Annotated in this window: 20 protein-coding genes; 3 read left to right on the forward strand and 17 right to left on the reverse strand. The window is 68.7% G+C overall.

From position 1 onward, the window contains the following. Positions 1–36: 36 nt before the first annotated feature. Positions 37–942: an adenylate/guanylate cyclase domain-containing protein gene (locus NM961_RS01525; RefSeq protein ID WP_255910488.1), complete on the reverse strand. Its 906-nt coding sequence runs from the start codon at positions 940–942 to the stop codon at positions 37–39. Positions 943–1,130: 188 nt separating this feature from the next. On the opposite strand from NM961_RS01525, the gene NM961_RS01530 reads away from it, so the two are divergent. Next, the gene (locus NM961_RS01530; protein WP_255910489.1) at positions 1,131–2,234 is read left to right on the forward strand and encodes an MBL fold metallo-hydrolase; all 1,104 of its coding nucleotides are present in this window, start codon (positions 1,131–1,133) and stop codon (positions 2,232–2,234) included. Between the two features lie 625 nt (positions 2,235–2,859). Here the strand turns inward: NM961_RS01530 and NM961_RS01535 are convergent. The 6 genes from NM961_RS01535 to NM961_RS01560 all read right to left on the reverse strand — a co-directional run bounded on the left by NM961_RS01535 (position 2,860) and on the right by NM961_RS01560 (position 11,571). After that, the gene (locus NM961_RS01535; protein WP_255910490.1) at positions 2,860–5,979 is read right to left on the reverse strand and encodes an efflux RND transporter permease subunit; all 3,120 of its coding nucleotides are present in this window, start codon (positions 5,977–5,979) and stop codon (positions 2,860–2,862) included. A 33-nt stretch (positions 5,980–6,012) separates the two neighbouring features. Beyond that, entirely contained in the window at positions 6,013–7,011 is a 999-nt protein-coding gene (locus NM961_RS01540; RefSeq protein ID WP_255910491.1) for an efflux RND transporter periplasmic adaptor subunit, read from the reverse strand. Continuing rightward, positions 7,008–8,279, reverse strand: coding sequence for a TolC family protein (locus tag NM961_RS01545; RefSeq protein ID WP_255910492.1), 1,272 nt, complete (start codon positions 8,277–8,279; stop codon positions 7,008–7,010). The genes NM961_RS01540 and NM961_RS01545 overlap by 4 nt, the downstream gene beginning before the upstream one ends. A 149-nt stretch (positions 8,280–8,428) precedes the next feature. Then, positions 8,429–8,815: a hypothetical protein gene (locus tag NM961_RS01550; protein WP_255910493.1), complete on the reverse strand. Its 387-nt coding sequence runs from the start codon at positions 8,813–8,815 to the stop codon at positions 8,429–8,431. Between the two features lie 69 nt (positions 8,816–8,884). Next, entirely contained in the window at positions 8,885–9,307 is a 423-nt protein-coding gene (locus NM961_RS01555) for a hypothetical protein (RefSeq protein ID WP_255910494.1), read from the reverse strand. Further along, on the reverse strand, positions 9,307–11,571 hold the full coding sequence (locus tag NM961_RS01560) for a thiamine pyrophosphate-dependent enzyme (RefSeq protein ID WP_255910495.1): 2,265 nt from the start codon (positions 11,569–11,571) through the stop codon (positions 9,307–9,309). The genes NM961_RS01555 and NM961_RS01560 overlap by 1 nt, the downstream gene beginning before the upstream one ends. 275 nt (positions 11,572–11,846) lie before the next feature. Between NM961_RS01560 and NM961_RS01565 the strand changes: the two genes are divergently transcribed. Further along, positions 11,847–14,285 carry a serine/threonine-protein kinase gene (locus NM961_RS01565; protein ID WP_255910496.1) on the forward strand — a complete coding sequence of 813 codons (2,439 nt, stop codon included), beginning with the start codon at positions 11,847–11,849 and terminating at the stop codon, positions 14,283–14,285. A 145-nt stretch (positions 14,286–14,430) separates the two neighbouring features. On the opposite strand, the gene NM961_RS01570 is transcribed toward NM961_RS01565, so the two are convergent. Together NM961_RS01570 and NM961_RS01575 are read right to left on the reverse strand one after the other, a co-directional pair. After that, a complete protein-coding gene (locus NM961_RS01570) occupies positions 14,431–14,976 on the reverse strand; it encodes a GNAT family N-acetyltransferase (RefSeq protein ID WP_255910498.1) in 546 nt (181 codons plus the stop codon). 240 nt (positions 14,977–15,216) lie between these two features. Further along, positions 15,217–16,389, reverse strand: a complete 1,173-nt coding sequence (locus tag NM961_RS01575) for an acyl-CoA dehydrogenase family protein (protein ID WP_255910500.1) — start codon at positions 16,387–16,389, stop codon at positions 15,217–15,219. A 233-nt stretch (positions 16,390–16,622) separates the two neighbouring features. Between NM961_RS01575 and NM961_RS01580 the strand changes: the two genes are divergently transcribed. Beyond that, complete coding sequence (locus NM961_RS01580; RefSeq protein ID WP_255910502.1) at positions 16,623–17,465, forward strand: polysaccharide deacetylase family protein; 843 nt, start codon at positions 16,623–16,625, stop codon at positions 17,463–17,465. A 131-nt stretch (positions 17,466–17,596) separates the two neighbouring features. Here NM961_RS01580 and NM961_RS01585 read toward each other — a convergent pair whose 3' ends face one another. The 8 genes from NM961_RS01585 to NM961_RS01620 all read right to left on the reverse strand — a co-directional run bounded on the left by NM961_RS01585 (position 17,597) and on the right by NM961_RS01620 (position 25,588). Next, positions 17,597–18,133 carry a hypothetical protein gene (locus NM961_RS01585; RefSeq protein ID WP_255910504.1) on the reverse strand — a complete coding sequence of 179 codons (537 nt, stop codon included), beginning with the start codon at positions 18,131–18,133 and terminating at the stop codon, positions 17,597–17,599. 52 nt (positions 18,134–18,185) lie between these two features. Then, positions 18,186–18,680 (reverse strand): hypothetical protein, encoded by a 495-nt coding sequence (locus NM961_RS01590; protein WP_255910506.1) that lies wholly within the window; start codon positions 18,678–18,680, stop codon positions 18,186–18,188. 64 nt (positions 18,681–18,744) lie between these two features. After that, positions 18,745–19,686 (reverse strand): hypothetical protein, encoded by a 942-nt coding sequence (locus tag NM961_RS01595; protein WP_255910508.1) that lies wholly within the window; start codon positions 19,684–19,686, stop codon positions 18,745–18,747. After that, entirely contained in the window at positions 19,683–20,615 is a 933-nt protein-coding gene (locus tag NM961_RS01600) for a hypothetical protein (RefSeq protein ID WP_255910510.1), read from the reverse strand. The genes NM961_RS01595 and NM961_RS01600 overlap by 4 nt, the downstream gene beginning before the upstream one ends. 339 nt (positions 20,616–20,954) lie before the next feature. Beyond that, positions 20,955–21,701 (reverse strand): hypothetical protein, encoded by a 747-nt coding sequence (locus tag NM961_RS01605; RefSeq protein ID WP_255910512.1) that lies wholly within the window; start codon positions 21,699–21,701, stop codon positions 20,955–20,957. A gap of 238 nt (positions 21,702–21,939) precedes the next feature. Beyond that, the gene (locus tag NM961_RS01610) at positions 21,940–22,869 is read right to left on the reverse strand and encodes a 5'-nucleotidase (protein WP_255910514.1); all 930 of its coding nucleotides are present in this window, start codon (positions 22,867–22,869) and stop codon (positions 21,940–21,942) included. A gap of 140 nt (positions 22,870–23,009) precedes the next feature. Then, positions 23,010–24,527: a S8 family serine peptidase gene (locus NM961_RS01615; protein ID WP_255910516.1), complete on the reverse strand. Its 1,518-nt coding sequence runs from the start codon at positions 24,525–24,527 to the stop codon at positions 23,010–23,012. A 296-nt stretch (positions 24,528–24,823) separates the two neighbouring features. Beyond that, positions 24,824–25,588: an NAD kinase gene (locus NM961_RS01620; protein WP_255910517.1), complete on the reverse strand. Its 765-nt coding sequence runs from the start codon at positions 25,586–25,588 to the stop codon at positions 24,824–24,826. Positions 25,589–26,059: the final 471 nt, after the last annotated feature.

The following is a 26,059-nucleotide window of genomic DNA, read 5'->3' on the forward strand; positions in this document are numbered from 1 at the left end:
TACGCCGATGCGACAGCAGCGGCCCTGCGCCGCGCCTCAGGCCTCGACGCACTGGAACTGCAGCACGTAATCCGGATTCAGCGCCGTTTCCTGGCCCAGGCTGATGGTGCCGACCTTGCTGCGCAGCTGGATCTCGTCGCGGTGCAGGCGCAGTTCCTCGGCTTCGCCCAGGCGCACCCAGGTGCCGTTGGTGGAGCGGTCGCCCAGCACCCAGTAGCCGCGCTTGTATTCCAGGGTGGCGTGAGTGCGCGATACCCACTCGGCGTCGACCATCAGATTGTTGCTGGCCTCGCGGCCCAGCGAGAACGTCGGCGCCAGCTCGTCGATCTCTATGGCCTGGCCGCGGTAGCGCAGCAGCAGGCGCGCCTTGCGCGGCTGCGCCTCGACCAGCTTGACCACGCGCTGCACCGTGGTGACGTTGGAGATGTCGTCCTGCCACATCACATCGACGATCTCGATGGGCTGCAGCTTGCCCGACACCCGCGCCGTGCCCAGCGAGCGCGTGCGCAGCGGGCCGGTGTTGGTCACGCCGGTGACCGTGGAGGCGGTGGTGACGATCTGCTCGCGCTTGGCCAGCGAGGCCATGCGCGCAGCGGTGTTCACAGCATCGCCGTAGACATCGCTGTCTTCGATCAGGGCCTCGCCGTGGTGCAGCCCGACGCGGATGGCCAGGTTGTCGCGGATGAAGGCCGGGTCCGAGGACACGCGCTTCTGCATGTCGGTGGCGGCGAGCAGGCCGTTGAGCGCTCCCGGGAAGGTGCACATGACTTCGTCGCCGATGGTCTTGATCAGGCGCCCGCCGTGGCGGCGGGTGATCTCCGCCAGCGCCTGCAGCACGCCGGCCACAATGCGGCGCGCGGCTTCGTCGCCGAGGGTCTCGAACAGCTTGGTGCTGCCGGAGACGTCTGCAAAAAGGATGGTGAGGGGCTGGCGCTGACTCATCTGCACCGATCATAGGCGATTCACCGGAGCGGCTCCAGAACTGCCGACTGCCGCACATCCCGGCCCCGGCCGCCCGCTGCGCGCGGCCCCTGCCCTTCGGCCTATGCCAACGCGCAGCCCCCGCCACCTCGCGGCCTTGGCGCCGCTGCCGCGCTGCCGGCATGGTAATCCCAGCCCCGGAGCCCGCCATGACCCAGCACCTGTGTTCCCGTCCTGTCCGTCCACTGGCCGCCCGCTTGCTGCTGGCCTGCCTGTGCGCCGGCGGCCTGACCGCTGCCCGGGCCGGGCCGCCGGCCGCGCCGGGTTTCCGCATCGAGACCCTGGCCCCGGGCGTGCACGCCGCCGTCCGCACCGATCCGCCTGGCCTCATGGTCGATGCGAACTGCCTGTTCATCGTCAACGACGCGGATGTGGTGGTGGTCGATGCGCCGGAAGCCTCGGCCGAACTGATCGCCGCGCTGCGCACGATCACCGACAAGCCGGTCAGCTATCTCGTCAACACCCACTGGCACGACGACCACGTGATCGGCAACGCCGCCTGGCGCGCGGCCTATCCCGGCCTGCGTTTCATCGCCCATCCCAGCCTGCGCGACTACCTGCCCGGCACCGGCGCGAAGAACCGCGCCGGCATGATCGCCGGCGCGCCCCAGGCCGCCGCACAGATGCAGGCGCAGCTGGACCAGGGCAAGAACCTGGCCGGCGAGCCCATCAGTGCGGAGGAACGCACCAGCTACGCCAGCGATATCGCCCTGGTCGCGCACTACATGAAGGTGGTGCCCGGCACGCCGGATGTGCTGCCGGACCTGGGCGCCGCCGGCGATCTGGTTCTGCAACGCGGCCAGCGCCGCATCGAGATCCGCCGCGCCGGCCGCGGCCATACCGAATCCGACCTTGTAGTCTGGCTGCCGCAGGAACGTATCCTGGCCAGCGGCGATCTGGTGGTCTGGCCGGTGCCGCTGGTCGGCGGCGAGCAGTCCCACGTCAACGACTGGAGCGCCAGCCTGGACGCCCTGCTCGCCCTGAACCCCGCCCGCATCGTCCCCGGCCACGGCCCGGTACAGCAGGACCAGGCCTACCTGCGCCAGCTGCGCGACCTCTTCGCCGACATCAGCCGCCAGACCGCCGACGCCCGCCGCCGCGGCCTGGACCTCGCCGCCGCACGCAAAGCCGTCAACCTGGACGACTGGCGCCGGCGCTTTGCCGGAGACTCGCCGGTGCGCAATGCGATGTTCCGCATGTATGTAGTCGGGCCGGGGGTGCAATCGGCATGGGGCGTGGAGGGGGCGAAGTAAGGCGCGAGCCGAGGTCACGGGCAGGTTCGGGAGTGGCGGTTTGCGGTAGGGTTTTCTGGTGTCGGCGCTCCGTGTGTTGACCTTTTCGTATTGACCTCTCCGTGCCGACCTTCCCGCGTCGTTCTTCTTGTACCGACATGCCTGTGTTGGCCTTTCTCTGCTGAGTTTTCGGTGTTGATCTCCCGGCATCGGCGTCTGGGCGGTGTTTTTTGCGGTATCAACTCGCGCGGCGTAGACCTTCGTGGCCATACCCAAGGCGGGCACGGCAATAGCAGCAAACAGAAGCGACACCGCAACAGCTGCCCCGGCCGCAAATCCAGGCTGGAAAAGCCCGCTCCCCCAGCGCGAATGCGCTTGGGGAGAGGGCTGGGTAAGGGGCGGCGCATCAGATTGCGAGGCAGCACGGTCTTCGCCGGCCTCTCAGGCGATGAATATTTCGGCAAAAGTTCAAACAGCGAGGCGCGTTGGTCGTCGCCCCCCGCCCAGCCCTCTCCCCCATGCGAAGCTTGGGGGAGAGGGAGCTTTCTGCTTCTTGTCGAAGAAACCGGCAATTGCCAGGAACCACGGATCCCGCCGCACACGAATGCGATTCCCGATTCCCGATTCCCGATTCCCGAATCACGAATCACGAATCACGAACCGCGCCCCTGCCCCTCGCCATCCGAAACAACCCTGGCAACACCAGCAACGTCAGCAAGGTCGAGGACACGATGCCGCCTATCACCACCGTCGCCAGCGGCCGCTGCACTTCCGCGCCGGTGCCGGTATTCAGCGCCATCGGCACGAAGCCCAGGCTGGCGACCAGCGCGGTCATCAGCACAGGACGCAGCCGGGTCAGGGCGCCTTCGATGATGGCTTCATCCAGCGCACGGCCCTGCTGCAGCAGGCTGCGGATGAAGCTGACCAGCACCAGTCCGTTGAGCACGGCCACGCCGGACAGCGCGATGAAGCCCACGCCGGCGGAGATCGAGAGCGGAATGCCGCGCAACCACAGCGCCAGCACGCCGCCGGTCAGGGCCAGCGGCACGCCGCTGAAGATGACCAGCGCGTCGCGCCAGGAGCCGAAGGCGAGGATGAGCAGGCCCAGGATCAGGGCCAGGGTCAGCGGCACCACGATCAGCAGGCGCTGGCTGGCCGACTGCAATTGCTCGAAGGTGCCGCCGTAGCCCAGCCACAGGCCGGGCGGCAGTTTCGCCTGGCTGGCTATGGCCTGCTGGGCTTCTGTGACGAAGCCGCCGAGGTCGCGGCCGCGCACATTCGCCGTCACCACCAGGCGGCGTTTGCCGTTCTCGCGGCTGATCTGGTTGGGGCCGGGCGCGATGACCAGGCTGGCGACTTCGGCCAGCGGGATATGCCCGCCGCCCGGCAGCGGCACGGGCAGGCGTTCCAGCACGCGCAGGTCTTCGCGGCTGGCCTCGCCCAGGCGCAGCTGGATGTCGTAGCGCGCATCGCCTTCAAACACCTGGCCGATGGTGCGCCCGCCGACCGCGGCGGCCACTACGGCCTGCAGGTCGGCCAGCGCGACGCCGACCCGCGCCAGCGCCTCGCGCCGCGGTTCCACCGACAGCACCGGCAGACCGTCGACCTGCTCCACGCGCATGTCGGCCGCGCCGGACACCCCGCGCAGTACGCCGGCGATGCGGTTGCCGGCGGCGAGCAGCTGGTCCAGGTCGTCGCCGTAGATCTTCACCGCGAAATCCGTACGTACGCCGGAGATCAGCTCGTTGAAGCGCAGTTGTATGGGCTGGCTCATCTCGTAGGCATTGCCGGGAAGCTGCTCCAATGCCTGCTGGATCTCGGCCGATAGCCGGGCCTTGGTCTTGGAAGGATCGGGCCACTGCGCGCGCGGCTTGAGCATGACGTAGCCGTCGGAGATGTTCTGCGGCATGGGATCGGTCGCCACTTCCGCCGTGCCGGTGCGCGCGAACGCGGTCTGCACTTCGGGAAACTGCAGCAGGCGGCGTTCGATCTGCTGCTGGAACGCAAGCGACTGGCTCAGGCCCGTGGCCGGGATGCGCAGCGCCTGCACGGCGAAATCGCCTTCATCCAGATTCGGCGCGAACTCCGTGCCCATGCGCGCGGCAAGTGCGCCGCATAGCACGACCAGCGCCGCCGCCGCGGCGGCGAAGGCCAGGCGCGCGCGCAGGGCGAAGCGCAGCGCCGGCGCGTAGGCGCGCCGCAGCACGCGCAGGAACATGCTTTCGTATTCCTTGACCGGGCCGCGGAACAGCACGGCCACGCCGGCGGGGATCAGGGTCAGCGACAGCAGCAATGCGGCGACCAGCGCCATGACCACGGTCTGCGCCATGGGATGGAACATTTTCCCTTCCACACCCTGCAGCGCGAAGATCGGCAGATAGACCGCGGTGATGATGCCCACGCCGAACAGGCTGGGCCGTATCACCTCGGCGGTGGCCTCGTAGACCAGTTGCAGGCGCTCGCCCAGCGGCAGCGGCGCGCCCTGTCCATGGCTGGCCGCGGACAGGCGCCGCAGGCAATTTTCCACAATGATTACCGCGCCATCGACGATCAGGCCGAAATCCAGCGCGCCCAGACTCATCAGGTTGGCCGACACGCCGGTCTCCACCATGCCCGAGATCGTCATGAGCATGGCAATGGGAATGACCAGCGCGGTGAGCAGGGCCGCGCGCAGATTGCCCAGCAGCAGGAACAGCACCACGATGACCAGCAGCGCGCCTTCGAGCAGGTTCTTCTGCACGGTGGCTATGGTCTTGTCCACCAGCAGGGTGCGGTCGTAGACCGGCACGGCTTTCACGCCCGGCGGCAGGCTGGCGTTGACGCTTTCCAGCTGCCGCGCCACCGCCGCGGACACGCTGCGGCTGTTGGCGCCGATCAGCATGATGGCCGTGCCCAGCACGGTCTCGTGGCCGTCGCGCGTGGCCGCGCCGGTGCGCAGTTCCTTGCCGATGCCGACTTCGGCCACGCTGGCCACGGTGATAGGAACACCTTCGCGCGTGGCCACGACGATACGTTCCAGATCCTGCGCCGTGCGCACCTGCCCCGGCACGCGCACCAGCAGCTGTTCCTTGTTGCGCTCGATATAGCCCGCGCCCTGGTTGGCGTTGTTGCGCTCCACCGCCGCGGCCAGGTCGTCGAAGCTCAGGCCGTAGGCCAGCAGCCGCGCCGGATCGGGCATGACGTGGTACTGCCGCGCCCAGCCGCCGATGCTGTTGATCTCGGTGACGCCGGGTACCTGCAGCAGCTGCGGCCGAATCACCCAGTCCTGCAGGCTGCGCAGCGCGATCGGATCCCACGGCCGGCCGTCGGGCTGGCGCGCGGCGGGATCGGCTTCCACGCTGTACAGGAATACTTCGCCCAGGCCAGTGGCGATGGGCCCCAGCGCCGGTTCTATGCCCTCGGGCAGGCGGCTGCGTGCCTGCTGCAGGCGCTCGTTGACCAGATTCCGCGCGAAGTAGATGTCGGTGCCGTCCTCGAATACCACGGTGACCTGGGACAGGCCGTAGCGCGACAGCGAGCGGCGGTAACTCAGTCCCGGCAGGCCGGTGATCGCGGTTTCCAGCGGCACGGTGATGCGCTGTTCCACTTCCAATGGCGTGTAGCCGTCGGCCTGCGTGTTTATCTGTACTTGTATATTCGTGATGTCCGGCACGGCATCAATGGGCAGGCGGCCGTAGTGGTAGATGCCCAGCGCAATCAGGCCGAGCATGGCGCTGAGCACCAGGCCGCGGCGGGCAATGGAGAAGCGCAAGATGGCCTCGATCATGCCGCGGCCTCCCGCGGCGCGCGGCGGCGCGGCTCAGTGGTCATGGCTGGCCTCTCCCTTGGCGAGTTCGGCCTTGAGCACGAAACTGCCTTCGCCGACGACGTTTTCGCCCGCGCTCAGGCCGGCGAGTATCTCCACCCGGCGGCCGTCGTCGCGGCCGGTCTTGACCCGGCGCGGCGCCAGACCGGCGGGGCCGTCGACGAACACCGACGTGCCCTCTTCCAGCTGTTGCAGCGCCGCGACCGGCACCGACAACGCCGCTTCGCTGCGGCCGACCGCGACATCGGCACGCACGTACAGGCCCGGCGTCCACTCGCCCTTGCTGTTGTCCAGCAGCACGCGCGCGGTGACGGTCTGGGTGGCGCCGCTGCCCAGCGGCGAGACGAATACGATCTTGCCGTCGGCAGCCAGCGCGCCTTCGGTCGCGCTCACGCGCACGTCCTGGCCCAGTTGCACGCGGGCGCGGTCGCGCGGGAACAGCGAAAGTTCCACCCATACCGTGCCCAGGTCGGCCACGGTGAACAGCGGCGCCGATTCGGCCTGCTCGCCCGGATTGGTGAAGCGCTCGGTGACCACGCCGCTGAGCGGGCTCGCCGTCGTATACACCTGCAGGCTTTCGTTGCTTTCCACACTGGCCAGAGCCTGGCCCTGGCGCACCGTATCGCCGACCTTGACCGCAACGCTGCGCACCACGCCGGGAAAGCGCGCGGTGACGCTGCGCACGCGCTCGGCATTGGGCTTGATTACGCCGTACAGCGGCAGGTTCTCCACCAGCGTCGCCGGTCCGGCCGGCGCGATCACCAGGCCGGCGGCTTCGCGCGCGGCCGGCGTCAGCTTCAATGCTCCGCCGGCGCCTTCCTCGCCGCGGCCTCCTTTGCCCTGGCCTTCGGTTTCTTCGTGGCCGTGCGCATCGGCTTTCGCGGCCGGTCTTGCGTCCTGCGGAACCTTGCCCGGTGTCTGCGCGGCTTCGCCGCAGGCGGTCAGGCTCAGCGACAGCAGCAACAGGCTGCTGCTCAGAATGGATTTATTCATGGCTGCGTCCTTTCGCTCAGCGCGGTGCCGCTGAGGCGCTCTATCTCGATCAGGGTGAGGTGGTACTGGGTTGCCGCGGTGATGCGTTCGCGCATGACAGCGAGCAGTTCGCGCTGCGCATCGACGAATTCGAGGTAACCGTAGCGGCCGCGCTCGTAGGCGTATTCGGTGTTTTTCAGCGCCGACTCGGCCGCCGGCAAGGTGCGCGCCGACAGGGCTTCGAGTTCGCGCCGGCGGTCGAGCAATTCCTGATGGAAACCGAACAGCGCGGTGCGCGCCTTGACCAGGGCGGCGGCGCGATCGGCGTCACTGCCGGCGCGGCGCGCGCGCGCTTCGGCGATAGTGCCCTGGTTGCGGTCGGAAACCGGCAGCGGCATGCCTACCGAAAACAGCAGCGCGGTGTCGCCGCCGGCCTGCAGCCGGCGCAGGCCCACGCCCACGTCCAGGCCGGGCCGGCGGTTGGCCAGGGCCAGGCTGATTTCCGCATCGCGCAGCCGCGCCTCGCTCAGATAGCGGGTGAAGTCGGGGGTTTTCTCCAGTTCCGCCAGCAGCACGGAGTAATCGGCGATGGCCGGCAATTGGTAGAAATCCGCTGCCGCCAGCTCGAAATCCGGCTCGGCCGCGCCCCAGGAGGCCGCCAGCTGATAGCGCGCGGTGCGCAGTTCATGCTCGGCATGGGCGTCGTCGTTGCGCGCGCGTTCCAGCGCGACCGCAGCGCGTTCCTGTTCGGCCAGCGGCGACTTGGCCGCGGCGACGCGGCGGCCGACCGCGGCCGACGTTGTTTCGGCCAGCGCCACGGCCTGGTGGCTGAGCTGGTGCAGCTCCTGCTGGCTGACCAGCACGACGAAGCGGCGCGCCGTCTCGGCGACAACATCGAGACGGCGCGCGTGACCGTCCACTTCCAGCAGTTCGCGCTCGCCGCGGGCCACCGCGACGCGCTTCTCGCGCAGACCGCCCAGCTCGATCAGCTGGCTCAGCGAAAGACTCAGTTCCGCCGACCTGACGCCGCGCACCTCGCCACTGCCGAGCACGTTCTCCAGCGCAGCGGAAAGATTCGGATTGGGCCGCAGGCCGGCCTGCACGGTGCGGCCGTCCTGGGCCTGCAGCAGGTATTGATAGGCCGCCAGGTCCGGATTGGACTGCAGCGTGCGCGCCAGCGCCTCGCGCAGCGTCAGCGGCGGCGGCTCGGCCGCCGCCGCCGCGGCCGCCAGGAATAACAGTACGAACGCGCAGCAGCGCAGCGCGCGCGCGGAAAAACGCATGACCATGATCACTCCAACGCAGGTTCAAGCCGGCGCGCCGCGACCGCGCAGAGGCGGGCGGCAGGCCGGATGGATTCGGGATCGCGCAGACGCCGCCCGCGCCGCGGCCGCTCAGGCCGCGACGCGGCGCGCTGGCGCGCCGTCTGGGAGCGGAATCAGGCTATGGGCGGACGCAGCTGGTCTTCCGGCGGCGCCGGCAGCGTGCGTACAAGTGCAGAAGGGAACAGTGCCGCAACGACGGCAATGGAAACAGGCGCGGCCTGGCTCATCAGCAGCGGCGCCGCATGGGCGCAGGCGCAGTGGCAGCCGCCGGAGCCTTCGTGCCAGCAGCCGCCGGCACCGGGTTCCACGCAGGCGGCCGCATCGGTGGAGAACGCGGCCTGCAGCTGGACGGGAGCGTAGTCCACATCGCCCGCATAGGAGTCGGCCGCACAGCTGACCGCAAACAGCGACTTCAGCAGCAATACGCCGGCGAACAGCAGCGCGGCGACGCGCAGATGGCGGCGCAGCAAGGCTATCAGCGGGGACGTGGCGGCGGACATGGCGCGCAATCTAGCGGCCCGGCCCGCTGTTAGACAATTACAGACTACGGCGCGGCGAACCGGACCGCGTCAGGGCTCGACCTGTACCGTTCCGGCCGGCTCCGCATGCAACGAATAGCGGCTGCGCGGCAGTCCGCTGACCACGTAGGTCAGCCGTACGGCACGCAGGCAGGCCAGCGTGGGACGGGAACTGTCGATATCGACCTTGCGCGGGGCATAGCCCAGCTCCAGGACGGATTCCTTCAACTCCACCCAGGCGCGGCTTTCATCGACACGCCATTCGCTGTTTTCCGTTCCCCAGACCTGTACTTCCAGTTGCTCCGGCCCAAGCCAGCGGTAGTCGACCTTGCGTTCTTCCTCGCGGCTGCGCGGCCCTTCCGCACCGTCGCAGCCACAGTCGCGCGTGCGCAGGCTGACCTGCAGCGCCGCCATGGCCGACAGCGGCAGCGCCACCAGCAGCAGCGCTCCCGCACAGCCGGCGAGAATGCGCATCAGGCCAGCGACTGCGCCGCCGCGACGATGTCCTCGTCCGAAGGCAGCACCAGGAAGGCCGCGCCGGCCAGCGGCGTGTAGGTGTCCACGCCGACCACGCGCTTGAGCGGCTTGTCGCCATGGCCGGACTCGACCACGGCGGTGATGATGCCCTCGCCCACGCCGGCGCTGCGGCGGCCTTCATCGGCGACGACGATGCGCGCGCATTCGCCCGCATGGCGCGCGATCGCCGCTTCGTTCAGCGGCTGCAGCCAGCGCAGGTCGACCACGCGGGTCTTCCAGCCGTGCGAGGCTTCCAGCGCCCGCGCCGCGCGCAGGCTCATGGGCACGGTGTTGCCGTAGCAGAAGATGACCAGGTCCTTCGCGGCCGGCGCGTAGACGCGCTCCTCGCCCAGCGGAATGTGCTGGTCCGGCGCCGGATACGAGGTCAGCCACTGGCCGTCGCCGGCTTCGTACAGGTCCTTGGTCATGTACAGCGCGATCGGCTCCAGGAAGGCGCAGACACGGCCGTCGACCTTGGCCAGCGCGGTCAGCGTGCGCAGCATCATGGCCGCGTCGTCGCCGCGGCTGGGGCAGCCCACCACCAGGCCGGGAATGTCGCGCAGCGCGGTGATCGACGTATCGTTGTGGAAATGGCCGCCGAATCCCTTCTGGTAGCCCAGCGAGGCAATGCGCATCACCATCGGATTGCGGTACTGGCCGTTGGAGAAGAACTGCAGCGAGCAGGCCTCGCCGCGGATCTGGTCGCAGGCGTTGTGGAAATACGCCAGGTACTGGATTTCCGGCAGCGGCAGCATGCCCATGTTGGCATAGCCCTGGGCCAGGCCGAGGATCATGGTCTCGTCCAGCAGCGTGTTGAACACGCGGTTGCCCTTGAACGCCTTGTGCAGGCCCTTGGTCACCGTGTACACGCCGCCCTTCTGCGCCACGTCCTCGCCGAACAGCAGGGTCTCGGGATATTTGCAGAACAGGTCGTGCAGCGCGTTGTTGATCTGGATGGCCAGATGGCGCGGCGCCTGCTTCTCCGGCAGCTTTTCCTCGCCGCCGAACACGGCCGCGCGCTTTTCGGCGTAGTCGACGCGCTTGGCCTCGACATTGACCTGGTTGGGATGGTACGGCGCCAGCGGTGCGATCACCTCGGCCAGGTCGGTGAGCTTGGGCCGGCGGTCGGCTTCCTCGGCCGCGGCAAAGCATTTCTGCCGCACCGCCTCGTAGCGCGCGAGCAGGGTGTCCTTGGTGTACAGGCCGGATTCCAGCGCGATCGCCGCCGAGCGCAGCAGCGGATCGGTCGCCTCCACCGCCATCAGTTCTTCCACGCTGCGCCATTCGATTTCAAAGTCGGTACCGGCGTGGCCCATGATGCGGGTGGTGCGCAGGTGCAGGAAGGTCGGCCGGCGCGTGGTGCGGCAGTGGTAGACGGCACGGGCCACCTGTTCGTAGCCCTCGGCCAGGTCCAGGCCGTTGGCGTAGAAATAATCCAGATCGCGGCGGCCGCTGAAGCTGGCCGAGATCCAGTCGGCGGGCGTCTTCACCGAGATGCCGATGCCGTTGTCCTCGCACACATACAGCACCGGGGCCGGCAGCTTCTGGTAGGCGGTCCACTGCGCCGTATTGAAGGCGACCTGGGCGGTGGCGTGGTTGGCCGAGGCATCGCCGAAGGAGCAAATGGTGATCGAATCCTCGGGGATGGGCAGCTGATGACCGATGCGCCGGGCCTGCTCTATCGCCACCGCCGTACCCAGCGCCTTGGGCAGGTGCGAGGCGATGGTGGAGGTCTGCGGCAATACCCACAGCGGCTTGGAACCCCACACCTTGTGGCGGCCGCCGGAGGCCGGATCGTCCTTGCTCGCGGCGAAGGACAGGGCCGAATCCATGATCGGATCCATGCCCGGCAGCTTGCGGAAGCGCTCGGCCATGAAACCGCCGGAGCGATAGTGCAGGAAGGCCGGATCGGTATGCCGTGTCAGGCGCGCGACCATGGCATTGCCTTCATGGCCGGAGGAACCGATGGTGTAGAACACCTTCTGCTTCACCCGCAGCACGCGCGCCATCAGGTCCAGATGCCGGCTGACCAGCTGCGATTCAAACAGGGCGATGAAATCTGCCGCGGTGCACAGGCTGCCCGGCAGCACCGCCTCGTCGGCGGCGGGGCGCTTGCGCACCTGGCCGCTCCAGTCGCGCACGAACTCCTGGAAGTTCTGGTCGCAGACTTCGGCGCGATTGACGTTCTTGTGGCGGGCGGGAATCGGAGCAACGGCGGACATGGCAGACCTGATAGGCAAGAGCACGCCGGCAAACAGGCCGCCGCGCGCAAAAAAAGGGCGCCAAGCATAGCCTCAGGCCGGCGGCGGCGGAACTCAATGGCTCCTGTGCAGGGCCGGTGGCTCCCCGGATTTGCGCCGCATTGGCACCGTCGCGGCGCGGCGCGGATCACCCTGGGCAAGCTGCCGCTGCCGCCGTCGCGGCCGCCCCTGCCGTACGCCGGCGTTTCGCGGCACCATAGTCCGGCCATGGCGTGGACGCCAGGAGGGGGCTCTGCATGAATACGCCGGTCGAACCAACCTGGCGCAGCGATCTGCCGCTGCCGGACGGCAGCGGCGCCGAGGCCGGCGAATTCAGTCCCGGCCAGCGCGTGGGCCGCTACGTCATCCGCGATCTGCTCGGCCGCGGCGGCATGGGCGTGGTCTACCTGGCCGACCAACTGGAGCCGGTGCGGCGCACGGTGGCGCTGAAGCTGATCCGCCCGTCCTTCGCCGACAGCCTGGCGGAAGCCTATTTCGAAGTCGAGCGCCAGGCCCTGGCGCGCATGGACCATCCCGCCATCGCCAAGGTGCTGGAAGCGGGCACCACGCCGCAGGGCCTGCCGTTCTTCGCGATGGAATGGATAGACGGCCCGACGCTGGACAGCTACGTCGCCGCGCAGGCGCCGGATCTTTCCGCCCGCCTGGACCTGCTGCAGCAGGTCGCCCTGGGCGCCCACCACGCCCACCAGCGCGGCGTGGTACACCGCGATCTCAAGCCCGGCAATGTGCTGGTGGCGCTCGTCGACGGCCGCGCCACGCCCAAGATCATCGACTTCGGCGTCGCCGTCGGCCTGGGCCAGGGCGGCCGCGGTTCCGGCGACTATGCCGGCACGTCGCTGTACATGAGTCCGGAACAGTCCGGCCTGGTCGATGCCGATGTCGACGTGCGCAGCGACGTGTACTCCCTCGGCGTGATGCTGCTGGAACTGCTCGCGCCGCCCGGCACGTTGGAGCAACTGCGCCAGCGCGGCGTGGGTGCCAGCCAGCTGTCGCAGCTGCTGCGCACCGGCCAGCGCCCGGGCCAGCCGCATCACGACGCGACCGAGTGGCTGACCCTGCCTGCGCTGCACAGCATTCCGCGCGAACTGCGCCATGTGATCGCCCGCGCCACCGATGTGGAGCGCGCGCGGCGCTACGGCTCGGCCCAGGCCCTGGCCGAGGATCTGGCCAATTTCCGCAGCCATCTGCCGCTGGCTGCGGTGCCGGCCACGCGCGCCTACCTGGTGGCCAAGTTCGTGCGCCGCCACCGCCTGCCGCTGGCGGCCGGCGCGGCAGTGGTCGCGGCGCTGGTAGTCGGCCTGGGCGCAGCCCTCTTCGCCTTGCAGCAGGCCCGGGCCGAGCGCGAACGCGCCGAACAGGCCGCCGCCAGCGCCACGCGCGAAGCCGCGCGCAGCCGCGGCATGGCCGATTTCCTCGGCAACGTGCTGGCCGGCATAGAACCCGAACAGGCGCGCGGCCAGGACACCCGCCTGCTGCGCCAGGTGCTGGACCAGGCCGCGGCGGGCGCCCAGCGCGACCTCGCCGGCGATGCGGCCCAGCTGGCCGAGATCGAATCCACCATAGGCCGTGCCTACCGCTCCATCGCCGAACTGGACAAGGCCGAGGAATTCCTCGCCCGCGCGCTGCAGCGCCAGCAGGCCCTGTTCGGTGCGGATGCGGAAACCACGCTGCAGACCGAGCGCTACCTGCTCTGGTCCATCGCCGACCACGGCCGCGAGAACGACGCCTTGCCGCGCGCCCGCGCCCTGCGCGAGCGCAGCGAAAAGGCACTGGGCGCGAACGCACGCGAAACCCTGCTGCAGGATCTGGCCACCGGCTGGTTCGAATACCTGGCCGGCAATATGAAACCGGCCGAAACCCATCTGCGCGCCGCCAGCGAAGGCCTCAGCGCGCTGGCCGGCGCGGAAGACCCCAAGGCGCTGGACGCCACCGGCCGCCTCGGCGTGGTGCTGGCCGATTCCGGCCAGTACGAAGCTGCGCGCCCGCTGTACGACCGCGTGCTGGCCGGCTACGGCAAATTGTTCGGTCCGGAGGATCCGCGCACCCTGGGCGTGCACAACAGCCTGGGCATTCTGGCCATGCAACAGCGCCGCTACGCCGATGGCGAAGCCGAATTCCGCCCGATGCTGCCGATCTACGAACGCCTGTACGGCGCCGACCATCCGCAAACCCTGGCGCTGGTACTGAACATGTCCGGCGCGCTGCGCCAGCAGGGCAAGGTGGCCGAATCCGGCCCCTATTACCGACGCGCCTACGAAGGCATGAAGGCGCGCTACGGCGGCGACAACCTGCGCACGCTGATCGCGCAGAACAACCTGGCCAATTATCTGATCGACGCCGGCGAAGCCGGCAACGCCGTCGCGCTGGCGCAGGAAGCCGTGGCGCGCGCCCGCGAAACGTACGCGAGCAACCGCATCGTGCTCGGCGAATTCCATTTCACCCTGGGCAAGGCCCTGCTCGCCGCCGGCAAGCCCGCGGATGCGGAAGCCGAACTCAAGACCGCCTGGGAAATGCGCTCGGGCGAAATGGGCGCCGAAGCCGAGGATGCGCGCGATGTGGCGCGCAAGCTGGCCGAACTCTATCGCGCGCAGAAACGCGAGGCGGCGGCACTGGAATGGCAGGGCAAGGCAGAGGCGGCAGCCAAGGACGCGGCCAAAACTGCCGCGGGAAAATAAACTCCTGACGGCACAGCGGTCCGCTGTGCGGGCGCGGCATTGCGCGAACGTGTTGCGCAAGCCGCGTCGGACAAGTCTCAGTGCTGCATTCAGTGCCGCCGGAAGGCTGTTCTGCCGATACCGGATCTTTTCCGAACCGGTCGCACTACTGCACGCTCTGACGCCGCGCGCGCCATTCCTCGCGCGTCTGTCCCCAGGCGTCGATGGTCATGGTGTCGTACGGCGCCGGCAGCGCGACACGGCGCAGATTGCGCGCGCCCAGCCGCTGCGCCACGCGCTGCGAGGGCTCGTTGTCCGGGTCTATACAGTGGATGATCTCGCTCCAGCCCAGATTGTCGAAGGCCCAGTCCATTGCCGCGGCCGCGGCTTCGACCGCATAGCCCTTGCCCTGCGCCGCGGAACTCAGCCCCCAGCCCACTTCCGTGCCCGGCCAGTCCGCCGGCATCCACGGGCCTATGCGGCCCAGCCAGCGGCCGCTTTCTTTCTCGATCACCGAGAACATGGCAAAGCCCTGCAGCTGCCAGGAACCTGCCATGGTCATCAGCGCACGCCAGGCGGCGGAACGGCTCTGCACACCGCCGAGAAACTTCATGCACTCTGGATCGGCGGCGAATTCGGCCCAGCCGTCGAGATCTTCGAGCAGGGGCGGACGCAGCAGCAGGCGCGGGGTGTGGACTTGCAGAATCGCCATGGCGTACTCCCGTTGCGGAAACGGCCGATTATGCGCCGTTGCATCCCGCCTGGCAGGGATGAAGCGAAGGTCGCTGCGCTGCGCAACGGCCAGGTGGCGCAAGGGATTCCCGGCCGGCTGGGCGTGCATATGCGCGAGCGATGCGCGCCTGCTGCAACGGCCATAGCTGGCAGCAGGCGCGGATTGCAGAGTCCCATTGCGGGACAAAGGCGCCGCCGGCAAGCGGCGGCGCCCGCACGATCAGAATGCGTTGATGCCGGTGAGTTCGCGGCCTACGACCAGCTGGTGCACGGTCTCCGTGCCTTCGTAGGTGATGACCGATTCCAGGTTCAGCGCATGGCGGATCGCGCTGTACTCGGTGGTGATGCCGGCGCCGCCGAGGATGTCGCGGCATTCGCGCGCGATGTCCAGCGCCATGCGCACGTTGTTCCACTTGGCCAGCGAGACCTGGGTCGGCTGCATCTTGCCGGCGTCCTTGAGGCGGCCCAGCTGCAGCGACAGCAGCTGCGCCTGGGTGATGCGGCGGGCCATGTCGGCCAGCTTGAGCTGCACCGCCTGGGTTGCGGCGATGGGCTTGTTGAACAGGATGCGCGTCTTGGAATACTCGGTTGCTTCCTGCAGGCAGGCGATGGCGGCGCCGATCGGGCCCCAGGTGATGCCGTAGCGGGCCTGGGTCAGGCAGCCCAGCGGGCCCTTGAGGCCGCGCACGTTGGGCAGGCGGTTGGCTTCGGGCACGCGCACGTTGTCGAAGAACAGGCCCGAAGTGACCGAGGCGCGCAGGCTCATCTTCTTGTGGATTTCCTGCGCCACGAAGCCGGGCATGCCCTTCTCGACGATGAAGCCCTGAATGCCTTCCTCGGTCTGCGCCCAGACCACGGCGATATGCGCCAGGTTGCCGTTGGTAATCCACATCTTGGCGCCGTTGATGACCCAGTCGCCACCGTCGCGCCTGGCGTTGGTCTTCATGTTGGCCGGATCGGAGCCGCCGTGCGGCTCGGTCAGGCCGAAGCAGCCGATGACCTTGCCCGCGGCCATCTGCGGCAGCCAGCGCTGGCGCTGCTCTTCGCTGCCGTAGGCGTAGATCGGATACATGCACAGCGAGGACTGTACCGAGGCGAAGCTGCGGATGCCCGAGTCGCCGCGCTCCAGCTCCTGGCAGATCAGGCCGTAGCTGACGCCGTTCATGCCGGCGCAACCGTATTCGGTCGGCAGCGACGAACCCAGCAGGCCCAGTTCGGCCATTTCCGGGATCAGATCCGTGGGGAACACGCCCTTGTCGAAGCAGTCGCCGATGATCGGCAGCACGCGCTCGTTGGTGAAGCGGGCCACGGTGTCCTGCACCATGACTTCCTCTTCGGACAGCATGGAGCGGACGTCGTAGAGATCGTAGGGATTGAGCGTGCTGGCGGCCATGGAAATTCCGGGTTTCGGTGCGGGAAAAAGTGGGAGCCGGAACGCGCGCGCAGGCGCATTTTTCGGCAGCCCGGCATTCTAGCCAGCGCCCCGGCAAACTGGTATCGGCCCGGTGATTGGCCCCATCCATCCCGCGAATATTGGCGCCCCGCTGGCGCCATCGCCCGACCCTTGCACGTGCCGGCGCGGCGCCGCCTGCGTATGATGCCGGCTGCACCTGGCCGCGGACCGCAATGCAAGTTCCCATACTGACCTATCACGGCGTCAATGTCGCCGGCAACGAATACGCCGGCAACGACCACGTCGCCTTCGCCGCCGATCTGGAACTGATCCACGCCCTGGGCCTGCGCATAGTCCCGGCGCAATGGCTGGTCGACAACCTGCTCGGCCGCGCCGGGCACGATCTGCGACGCTGCGTGGTGCTGACCTGCGACGACGGCAGCAATTTCGACTACTACGACCTGGATCATCCGGAACACGGCAGCCAGCGCAGCTTCTTCAACGCCCTGCTCGACTTCCGCCGCCGCCACGGCCGCGCCGCCCAGCCCGACCTGCACCTGACCGCCTTCGTCATCGCCGATCCGCAGGCGCGCGCGCGCATGGATGTCTCCTGCCTGGTCGGACGCAACTGGATGCAGCAGGAATGGTGGCGCGCCGCCCAGGCCAGCGGCCTGATCGGCATAGAGAACCACAGCTGGGACCACAACCATCCCTGCCTGGATTCGCCCGGCCCGCACGGCCTGGCACGCGGCGATTTCCACGCCGTGGCGAGCGAGGAACAGGCCGAGTTCGAGATCACCCAGGCACAGGAATACATCGCTGCGCAGATGGCGCCGCGGCAGCCGCGCCTGTTCTGCTATCCCTTCGGCCACGTCAACGATTTCCTCAGCCGCGACTGGCTGCCGCGGCGCGGCCCCGAAGTCGGCCTGGACGCGGCCTTCGGCGACGGCGCCACGCCGGTGAATGCGGACAGCGACCGCTGGAACCTGCCGCGGTATATCTGCGGCTGGCATTGGCGTTCACCCGAACAGCTGCGCGATACCCTGCTCGCCGCCGCGGATGTCGCCGCAGCCTAGGCCACGGGCTGCCGCTGTAGAAAAAAATTCGATTCCTTCAACGCCCCGGTGCGACGGAAGTGCGGCGGCGCGACGGGTGCTTCATCCCGCGCCGGCGTTGTGCCGCACGCAAGCCATACCGGCAGCGCAGATCAGAACGCCCCCATCGCATGCACCTTCGCCACCAGCGCGCGGCGGTGGTTCTCGTGCAGCGGCTTGTGCCAGTTCACGATCAGGTGCTGGTGCTCGGTCTGGATGAAGCCGGCGGCCAGGGCCACTTCCAGGGCGCGGCGGTCGCCGCAGTGGCCGAAGAAGGCGTCGCAGCAACCGGCGTATTTGCGGAAGGCATATTTCAGCAGGTAGAACCACAGTCCGCCGGCGGCGCGCAGCGCGTCGCGCTGCTGCGGCAGCATCAGCCGCGCGGTGTTGCCGTCGGTGCAGGAGCCGCCGGAAAGATAGACGTCGCCGAACGGCATCATGTGGGAGAAGCCGGCCAGATGCAGGCCGCCGTCCGGGGCGCGGTAGAAGCCGACCAGGTGGCGCGGGATGCTCGGCGGCGGATGGCCGAACTTGCGCCGGAACAGGTCGGCGACGAGGAAATCCGCGCTGTCGATCTCGCTGATGGTGATGAAATCGTGCAGGGCCGGCGGCAGGATCTCGCGGGAATCGAACATTTCGCCGCTTTGCATCGGCTTTCTCCTTGGCGGGAATGCGGCGCGGGCGCCGCGTCCGGTGGCTGGGTCAGAACGGCATGAAGCTCTTGGCTTTCGCGATCAGCTCGCGCCGGCGTTGCGGCGTGGGTTCGCGCTGCCAGGCGGCGAGCAGGTATTCGATGCCGGTCTCGGCGAATCCCAGCTTGGGCGTGGTCGCCAGCGCGCGCGCATCGCCGCAGCAGGTGAAGATGGCTTCGCAGCGCGCCCCCCAGCGCTGGAAACCGTAGCGCAGCGTGGCCAGCATCAGGCCGCCGTAGTCTTTCAGCGCAGCACGCTGATCTTCGCGCATGCCGCGCAGCAGGTCGCCGTCGGTGGCCGCGCCGCCAGCCAGGAAGATGTCGCCGCAGTCGGTGAAATGCACGTAGCTGACCGGCAGGAAACTGCCGTCGTCGCGCTTCCAGAATGCAACCACGTGGTGCGGAAAATCCGGTGCGCTGGCGCGGTAGTTGCGCTGGAACAGGGACTCCGCGAACGGCGGGCCCTGGTCGACCTCGGTGACATGGATGAAATCGGCGATGCTCATGCGGTGCAGCCTGGCAGACGACTGGCCATGGTCGCACTGCGGCGCGGGGCGCACAACCGCTGCGCTAGCGCGGGGCGCAGGTATTGAACATGGCCTCGCCGCGGCGCTGCGCGGCGGCGCGGGCGGGCGCGTCCAGTTCCTTGGCCAGGTAGTCGAACTCGCCCTGCATGTTCTCGACGGCGACTGCCATCGCGCCCTGGGCGCGGTATTCGCGCAGCAGCGCATCGGCGGCGGCGGCGCGGTTGATCGCGTAGTCGCGCGGGTCCTTGCGCTCGAACAGGTATTTGCCGAAATCCAGCTGGGTTCGCAGCGCGTCGGGCACGCAGTGGGTCATGGCTTCGGCCAGGAAACGGCGCGCGAGATCGCGCCGGCGCAGGAACTCGTCGATCTGGGCAACGGCCTGGTGCTCGTCGAGCAGGGTGAATTCGTACAGCGCCTCCTGCACGTAGACCAGCTGGGCCGTGCCCGAACCGGTCGCGGCGGCCTTTTCCAGCCAGTCGACGCCGCTGCTGCGCAGCGGTTCCGGCACGGCTTTGCATTCGTCCAGCCGGCGCTGGTCCTCTTCCAGGCCGCGCCGGAGATTGGCCCTGAAATCCTCGGGATTTCCGACATAGGCCTGGGCCAGGTTGGCTTTCCTGTCCTCGATGTCGGCGTGGCCGTGCCGCAACACGTTGGCGCTGCAACGGTTCAGGCGGCGGCCCAGCTCCTGCATCGCGGCCACGTCGCCGCTCTCGGCGCGCTGCAGCAGTTCGTCCAGCACGGCGGCGAGCGATGTCGTGCGGATCAGATGCTGCGGCAACGGCGGCGGCTGCGGCGCCGCGGCGGACGGCGCCGCTGGCTGCGGCGGCGTATCCGCGGCGCCAGCGGTGGCGGCAACCCCAGGCACCGCCTCGGGCGGCGCGGCGGGCGCCGGCGGCGCCACGACGGGACTGCGCAGCGGCGCCGGCCACAGCCACCAGGCCAGAGCGAGCAGCGCCGCGGGCAGCGCAATCCAGGCTCGCTTCATGGCGCTGCGACTCCGTTCTGGAAATCCTGGTAGATCTGCAGGCCGCGTTCGCGCGCCTGGGCTATCTGTGCGGGATCGAGACGCTGCGCGACGGTCTGCAGATACAGCTCGCGCAGGCGCGGCGGCCAGTCCTGGGCCGCAGCGGAGGCGAAAAATGCACTCATGTACGCATAGGCGGCAAATGGATCGATGTTCTCCAGCGGCCCCGCCGCGTAGGCATCGGCCTGCAACAGGAGCGCGCGCGCCTCGCCGCGGCGCAGGGCCTGGCGCAGGAAAGCACGCGCCTTTTCCTTGCGCCGCTTGACTTCATCGGCATCCTGCAACATTTCCGCGGCGGCGCCGTAGTCGATGAAGGCGTGCTGGGCATAGTCGAGCATGGCCTGGACCTGGCCCGCGTCCGCTGCGCGTTCCAGCAGCGCCGGCACCTGTGCCATCTCGCGCCATTTCCATCGGGGACCGAGATTGGTACAGCGCCGGGCCAGTTCCTGCTGCGACTGCTGCAGCATCAGCAACAGCAGCTCCGGCGGCGCCGGCACGCCGGCGACCAGGGGCGCTTCCACATTGCCGGCCAGGCCATTGACCACGGCCTCCTCGATTTTTTCCTGCGTAGCCGGCACATAGCGCCAGCAGTTGGCCAGGATGCCGCCGAGTTCGGCCGCCGCCGCGGCATCGCCCGCCGCGGCGCGCTGGTCCAGCACGGCGCGGCGTTCGGCGAAGCTGGCGGCCTGCTCCGGCGCTGCCGCGGCAGCGGCCGCTGCTGCCGGCGGCTCAGCCGGCGGCGGTACTGCGGCTGCCGCGGTCGCTGGCGGCGCGGCGGAAGTAGCGGCCGCCGTTGCACCCTGCTGCGCCGGCTTCAGCCAGACATAGGCAAGCGCCGCCAGAAACGCGGCCGCAGCCAGCAGGAATACGAAACGGGCCTGGAACCGCATCAGCTGCGCCCTGCCGTGGACGCGCTGCGCAACAGCGGCCTGACGAGGGCAGCCATTTGCACAAATCCCGGATTGCAGCCGCCGCGGTCCCGCGCAAGGCTGCCGGAAACCGCAAGGCCCGGCGGCGATGATCCTTGACCGGACAGCGCCGCAACAGCAGCGGCAATCCGCCGGCACGGCATTGCGATCCGCTCATTGCTGCGAAATGCGACCGGCCGCTGCGGCCGTGCGGTCTGGCTGGCGTGGCTGAATTCGGCTGAGCGCATGAACACGGTCCCGGTAAACCGGTCCCGATGGTCGCACCGCACCGCAGACAGGACAACCGCGCCGCGGCGGAGACTAGCGTGGCGCGCAAGGCCGATACAGCCGTTCGCCGCGGCGCTGCGCTTCATTGCGGGCGGCCTGGTCCAGCTTGCCGCTCAGGTAGTCGATGTCGCGTTCCGCTCTGCGCTGATCTCGCGCACTTGCGCCCTGCGTGCGCAGCTCGCGCAATATGGCATGGTTTGCCGCCAGGCGGATGATGAGGTGTTCGCGCGGATCGGCGGCGTCATCCAGCAGTCCGCTGTAGGCATCCAGCGAATCCAGCGCCCCGGGCGCACAGTGTTCCAGCGCCTCCGCCAGATAGCGCTGCGCCAGGCGGCGCCGGTGCTGTATCGCCTCGATCTGCGCCACGATTTCGCGCTGCGGCATCAGCCGGTATTCGTCCAGGGCGAGGCGGACGTATTCGAGCCTGGCCCGCCCCGAGCCCGCCGCGGCCGCGCGCTCCAGCCAGTCGAGACCGCTGTTGCGCAGCGAGTCCGGCAGCGCTTCGCAATCGCCGATCTCGCGGCGCATCTGCTCCAGGCGGAACTCGCGGTTGTCGTTGTGCTGTCCGGCGCCGGGGCCGGTTTGCGGCGGCGCTGCTTTCTCGTCCTTCAGTTCCTTCCGCCTGCGCCGCAGATTGTTGTCGTTGCACTCCATCAGACGCATGCCGAGACGCTGCATCGCCGCGATATCGCCCGCTTCGGCCAGCGGCATCAGTTCGGGCAGCAGATCGGACAGATCCGGCAGAAACAGGAAGCGCTCGGGCAGCGTTGGTTCGGTCACGAACCTTTTCGGTTTCGCGCCAGAAACCGGCACAGCAGCGGCGGCTGTCGAAGCGCCGACCGCTGGCGCTGCATCGTGCGCGATCGCCATGGTCCGCGCTGCGGCCGCAGGCGTTACGCTGCCTGTCGCAGGCGCCACGCCCGGCGGCGGCGCGCCCGGCCGCCACAGCAGCCAGGCCACGGCGGCCAGCAACAGCAGTGCGCCCGACGGAATCAGCCTGCGCACGCGCCGGCAGCCGTCAGTCGCGCACCTCGTTCGACACGCCATGCGGCACATGCCCGGTCGCCACGTGGCGCCGTGCGGATTCGACGTTCTTGCGCGAATCGTCGAAGAAGATGTCCGCGCCGAAGGCTTCCAGGAACGGTCCCTTGTCGCGGCCGCCGAGGAACAGGGCCTCGTCGATGCGCACGCCCCAGGCGCGCAGGGTGAGGATCACGCGCTTGTGCGCCGGCGCCGAGCGCGCCGTGACCAGGGCGGTGCGGATGGGCGACTCTTCCAGCGGGAATGCGCCCTGGATGCGCTGCAAGGCATCCAGGAAGCCGCGGAACGGGCCTCCCGGCAGCGGCAGGCGGGCATGTTCGGCTTCATGGCGGTGGAAGGCGTCCAGGCCCTGTTCCTGCGAGACGCGCTCGGATTCGTCGCCGAACAGCACCGCATCGCCATCGAAGGCGATGCGCAATTGCTCGGAGGCGTAGCTGGGCGCCTTGGACGGCAGGATGGTCGCCGCGGCCACGCCGGCGGCGAGCGCATGCGCGACGTCTTCGGGATGGGCGGACAAGAACAGATCCGCGGCAAACGGCTGCACATAGGCATGTGTAGGCGCGCCGTTGGTGAAGGCGGCGCGTTCTATGGCCAAGCCGTAGTGTTCGATGGCGTTGAAGATGCGCAGGCCGGTATCGGCCGAATTGCGCGACAGCAGTATCACTTCCACCCGCGGCGTGGCCTGGGCCGAGCTGTTCAGACGCAGCAGCTTCTGCACCAGCGGGAAGGCGATGCCGGGCGCGAGCAGTTCGTCCTCGCGCTGCATCTGGTAGTTGCGATAGGCGTCCAGCCCTTCGCGCTCGAACAGATCATGGCTTTCGCTGAGATCGAACAGCGCGCGCGAGGAGATGGCGACGACCAGGCGGTCGTCAACGGTATCGGCAACTACGGGGGCTTCGTCTGTCATGCGGCAAGTGTAGCCCGCGCGGCAGCGGGCGGTGAAACGGCCGTGGCCGGCTGGCGCAGCGGATCGCAGGTTTGCAGCCATCCCGCACCGCTGCGGCGGCCTGACACGGCGGCGCGGGATGGGGTCAGCACGCTGCCGGCTCAGGGCACGATCAGTTCCAGATCATCGGCGAAGATCTTCTCCGCCTTGTTGAACGCCGCGACCATGTCGATCTGGCCGCGGCCCTGCACCGGATTCGGAAACGTGGTGTAGGGAATGCCGCCGCAGACCTGGGTGGTGGTGCTCAGCGGCACGGCGGTGGAACGCAATATCTCCGCCACCGCGGCCGGATTGCCCTTGAGGCCCGGATTGACCTGCATCAGCAGCGCCGCCGCGCCGGCCACATGCGGCGTGGCCATGCTGGTTCCGGTCTTGACGTTGTAAGCGGTATCGCTGCCGATGACGACGGAAAACACGTTCACGGCCGGCGCGATCACATCCGGCTTGTTGCTCGCGCCGGTGCCGGGACCCGCCGGAACCGGGCCGCGGCTGGATGAGCCGTACATGGTGTCGTTGGACTGGGTACCGCCGATGGTGAACACGCTGTCCAGCGTCGCCGGCGCATCCGCAATGGTGCCGCAGTTGCCGCCCTCATTGCCCGCGGCGGCGACAAACAGGATGCCGCCGGCGACCAGGTTCTCGATCGCCGCACGGATCTCGGTGCCAGCGATGGCGGTGCAGCCCTCTGCCGGCGGACAGCCCCAGGAATTGCTGATGACGTCCGGCGCCTTGTCCGGATCGGGATTCGCGCCGGTCAGGTCGGTGGGCGCGAGGAACCACTGTGCGCATTCGTTGTAGGTCGCCGGCGTGCCGTTGCCGGCGTTCATATTGCGGCAACCTATCCATTTTGCCCCAGGCGCCACGCCGACCTGGTTGCCGGCGCCGTCGTCGCCGAGCATGGTGCCCACGGTATGCGAGCCGTGCGAATTGTCGTCGCAGGGTTGCGGCGAATCCGCCGGACAGCTGCTGTTCGCGGCATGGACCGCGTCGTGCCAGTTGTAGTTGTGGTTGGCCTCCAGGCTGACCGCATCCCAGCCGCGGTACTTGTTCTTCAGCGCCGCGTGGGTCCAGCGCACGCCGGTGTCCTGGTTGCCCATCACCACGCCGGCGCCGTTGATGCCCAGCGCCCACAGCTGCGGCGCCTTGATCTTGTTCACGCCCCAGGCGATGGCCGTCGGCGCGCGGGCGGCGTCCTGGTCCTCGTGCTGCGGCAGGCGCTGCGTCACCGCGGCGTTGGACGCGATGGCTTCGATGTCGTCGCGCGCCGCCAGGACCTGGATCTGCGCGCCGGTCAAGCGCGCCTGGATCGAATTCGTGATCCAGAACGGCTGATAGCTGACGCCTTCTGCATCCAGCCAGCGGCGCAGCCCGGCCTGGGATTGCTGTGCCGTCGTCTGCAGCATGGCAACCAGGGCACGGCGCCGTTCCCGATAATCGCCATCGCGGCGCAGCAGCTCCTTGGGAGCCTTGGCCTGCAGCACGATCAACACATCCCGCTCGGCCGCCGCCGCGCCGGGCTGCAGCAGTACGGCATCGACGGTGGCAGCCTGGGCGGCACCGATACCGGCCAGGGCCAGCGCAATAGAAGTGGATAACGAAAGCGCAGCAATAGGACGCATCGGCAATTCCTGGCAGAGATGTGGATGACCTGGCCGGGCATGCGCTCCGCATGCGTATGCGTCCCTCGCCTGTCCCCAGCCCGGCGACCATATCGCCCCATGCGCAATTTCGGCAAACCACACGGGAACCGGTTTGTACCAATCCCGGCGTATACCGGCGCGCACGGTGGGATCACCAGCTTCAGGCCTGGCCTGGACGCCCGGCGCCCGGACAACGACTACATTTCCCGGGGCTGCGGGAACAGCCTGCCGCCAGGCTGGCCCAGTCCACAGCAGGCCAGCGCCGCGCGGACGGGCTAGATCTCGAACTGCTCGTTGAGAATGCGGTCTTCGAGATTGTGCTCGGGGTCGAACAGCAGGCTGACCGTTTTCTCGCGCGATTCAAAGATCGTCACCTCGACGATATCGCGCACTTCGTAGGAATCGGCCGTGGCGCTGACCGGACGCTTGTAGTGATCGAGCACCTCGAAGCGCACCTGGGTGGCCGAGGGCAGTATGGCGCCGCGCCAGCGGCGCGGGCGGAAAGGACTGATCGGCGTCAGCGCCAGCACATTGGAGCCCAGCGGCAGGATGGGGCCGTGGGCGGAAAGGTTGTAAGCCGTGGATCCGGCCGGCGACGACAGCAGTATGCCGTCGCAGACCAGCTCTTCCAGCTTCACCGCGTCATTGAGCGACACACGCACATGCGCAGCCTGCTTGGTCTGGCGCAACAGCGAGACTTCGTTGAACGCGGTCGCGGTGACGGTGGAGCCGGACTCGGTCTGCACCTCCATCATCAGCGGCCGCAGTATGGTCGGCTGGGCCCGCGCGATGCGGTCGGCCAGATCGTCGATGCGGTACTGGTTCATGAGGAAGCCGACCGTGCCCAGCTTCATGCCGTAGACCGGCAGACCGCGCGCATTGTGCCGGTGCAGGGTCTGCAGCATGAAGCCATCGCCGCCCAGGGCGACGATCACATCCGCCTCGTCCAGCGGCGTATCGCCGAAGCGCTCCCGCGCCAGAGCCAGGGCCGCCTGGGCATCTTCGGTCTTGCTCGCCACGAAATGAATGCGCTGGCTCATCACGGAAGGTCACCCGGGGATACGGCGCCGAGTGTAACCGCACTGGATGACACGGAGGCCAGCTCCGTGCGCGTCGGGAAGTATTGGCATATGCGGCACGGGACTTGCGGGCGGGATGCGGTAGGCGTGTTGCGGCCTGGCTGCAAGTGCTGCTGGTAGGTGGCCGAGGTGTGGGGGCGCTCAGCGGGGCTAGCGGCACGCTGGAGCGTTGTTGTGTGCCATCCGGCCGGGCTCCGCGTGATGCCATGGCGGTGCGGGCTTGGCGGGGTGCGAGGCCTTTCTCGCACCATCGAAGCGGGTGCGACGGCGGGACATGGCGATCTGCGGCGACACACCCGCGACAATCTCCACTTCGTCCCGATTGATGCGTCGCCCCTCACCCCGCCCCTCCCGCCCAAGGGGCTTTGCGCCTGGGAGAGAGGGAGTGTTCCCGCTGCCGGATTACGGGCGACCGCACGCCGGGATTCTGTA

The sequence above is a fragment of the Tahibacter harae genome (genome assembly GCF_024437735.1).
GTDB classification, from domain to species: domain Bacteria; phylum Pseudomonadota; class Gammaproteobacteria; order Xanthomonadales; family Rhodanobacteraceae; genus Tahibacter; species Tahibacter harae.

What these genes read in the sequence shown, in the direction of transcription:
- NM961_RS01525 (WP_255910488.1), bottom strand. Translation starts at nt 942, where the DNA reads ATGAGTCAGCGCCAGCCCCTCACCATCCTTTTTGCAGACGTCTCCGGC.
- NM961_RS01530 (WP_255910489.1), top strand. Translation starts at nt 1,131, where the DNA reads ATGACCCAGCACCTGTGTTCCCGTCCTGTCCGTCCACTGGCCGCCCGC.
- NM961_RS01535 (WP_255910490.1), bottom strand. Translation starts at nt 5,979, where the DNA reads ATGATCGAGGCCATCTTGCGCTTCTCCATTGCCCGCCGCGGCCTGGTG.
- NM961_RS01540 (WP_255910491.1), bottom strand. Translation starts at nt 7,011, where the DNA reads ATGAATAAATCCATTCTGAGCAGCAGCCTGTTGCTGCTGTCGCTGAGC.
- NM961_RS01545 (WP_255910492.1), bottom strand. Translation starts at nt 8,279, where the DNA reads ATGGTCATGCGTTTTTCCGCGCGCGCGCTGCGCTGCTGCGCGTTCGTA.
- NM961_RS01550 (WP_255910493.1), bottom strand. Translation starts at nt 8,815, where the DNA reads ATGTCCGCCGCCACGTCCCCGCTGATAGCCTTGCTGCGCCGCCATCTG.
- NM961_RS01555 (WP_255910494.1), bottom strand. Translation starts at nt 9,307, where the DNA reads ATGCGCATTCTCGCCGGCTGTGCGGGAGCGCTGCTGCTGGTGGCGCTG.
- NM961_RS01560 (WP_255910495.1), bottom strand. Translation starts at nt 11,571, where the DNA reads ATGTCCGCCGTTGCTCCGATTCCCGCCCGCCACAAGAACGTCAATCGC.
- NM961_RS01565 (WP_255910496.1), top strand. Translation starts at nt 11,847, where the DNA reads ATGAATACGCCGGTCGAACCAACCTGGCGCAGCGATCTGCCGCTGCCG.
- NM961_RS01570 (WP_255910498.1), bottom strand. Translation starts at nt 14,976, where the DNA reads ATGGCGATTCTGCAAGTCCACACCCCGCGCCTGCTGCTGCGTCCGCCC.
- NM961_RS01575 (WP_255910500.1), bottom strand. Translation starts at nt 16,389, where the DNA reads ATGGCCGCCAGCACGCTCAATCCCTACGATCTCTACGACGTCCGCTCC.
- NM961_RS01580 (WP_255910502.1), top strand. Translation starts at nt 16,623, where the DNA reads ATGCAAGTTCCCATACTGACCTATCACGGCGTCAATGTCGCCGGCAAC.
- NM961_RS01585 (WP_255910504.1), bottom strand. Translation starts at nt 18,133, where the DNA reads ATGCAAAGCGGCGAAATGTTCGATTCCCGCGAGATCCTGCCGCCGGCC.
- NM961_RS01590 (WP_255910506.1), bottom strand. Translation starts at nt 18,680, where the DNA reads ATGAGCATCGCCGATTTCATCCATGTCACCGAGGTCGACCAGGGCCCG.
- NM961_RS01595 (WP_255910508.1), bottom strand. Translation starts at nt 19,686, where the DNA reads ATGAAGCGAGCCTGGATTGCGCTGCCCGCGGCGCTGCTCGCTCTGGCC.
- NM961_RS01600 (WP_255910510.1), bottom strand. Translation starts at nt 20,615, where the DNA reads ATGCGGTTCCAGGCCCGTTTCGTATTCCTGCTGGCTGCGGCCGCGTTT.
- NM961_RS01610 (WP_255910514.1), bottom strand. Translation starts at nt 22,869, where the DNA reads ATGACAGACGAAGCCCCCGTAGTTGCCGATACCGTTGACGACCGCCTG.
- NM961_RS01615 (WP_255910516.1), bottom strand. Translation starts at nt 24,527, where the DNA reads ATGCGTCCTATTGCTGCGCTTTCGTTATCCACTTCTATTGCGCTGGCC.
- NM961_RS01620 (WP_255910517.1), bottom strand. Translation starts at nt 25,588, where the DNA reads ATGAGCCAGCGCATTCATTTCGTGGCGAGCAAGACCGAAGATGCCCAG.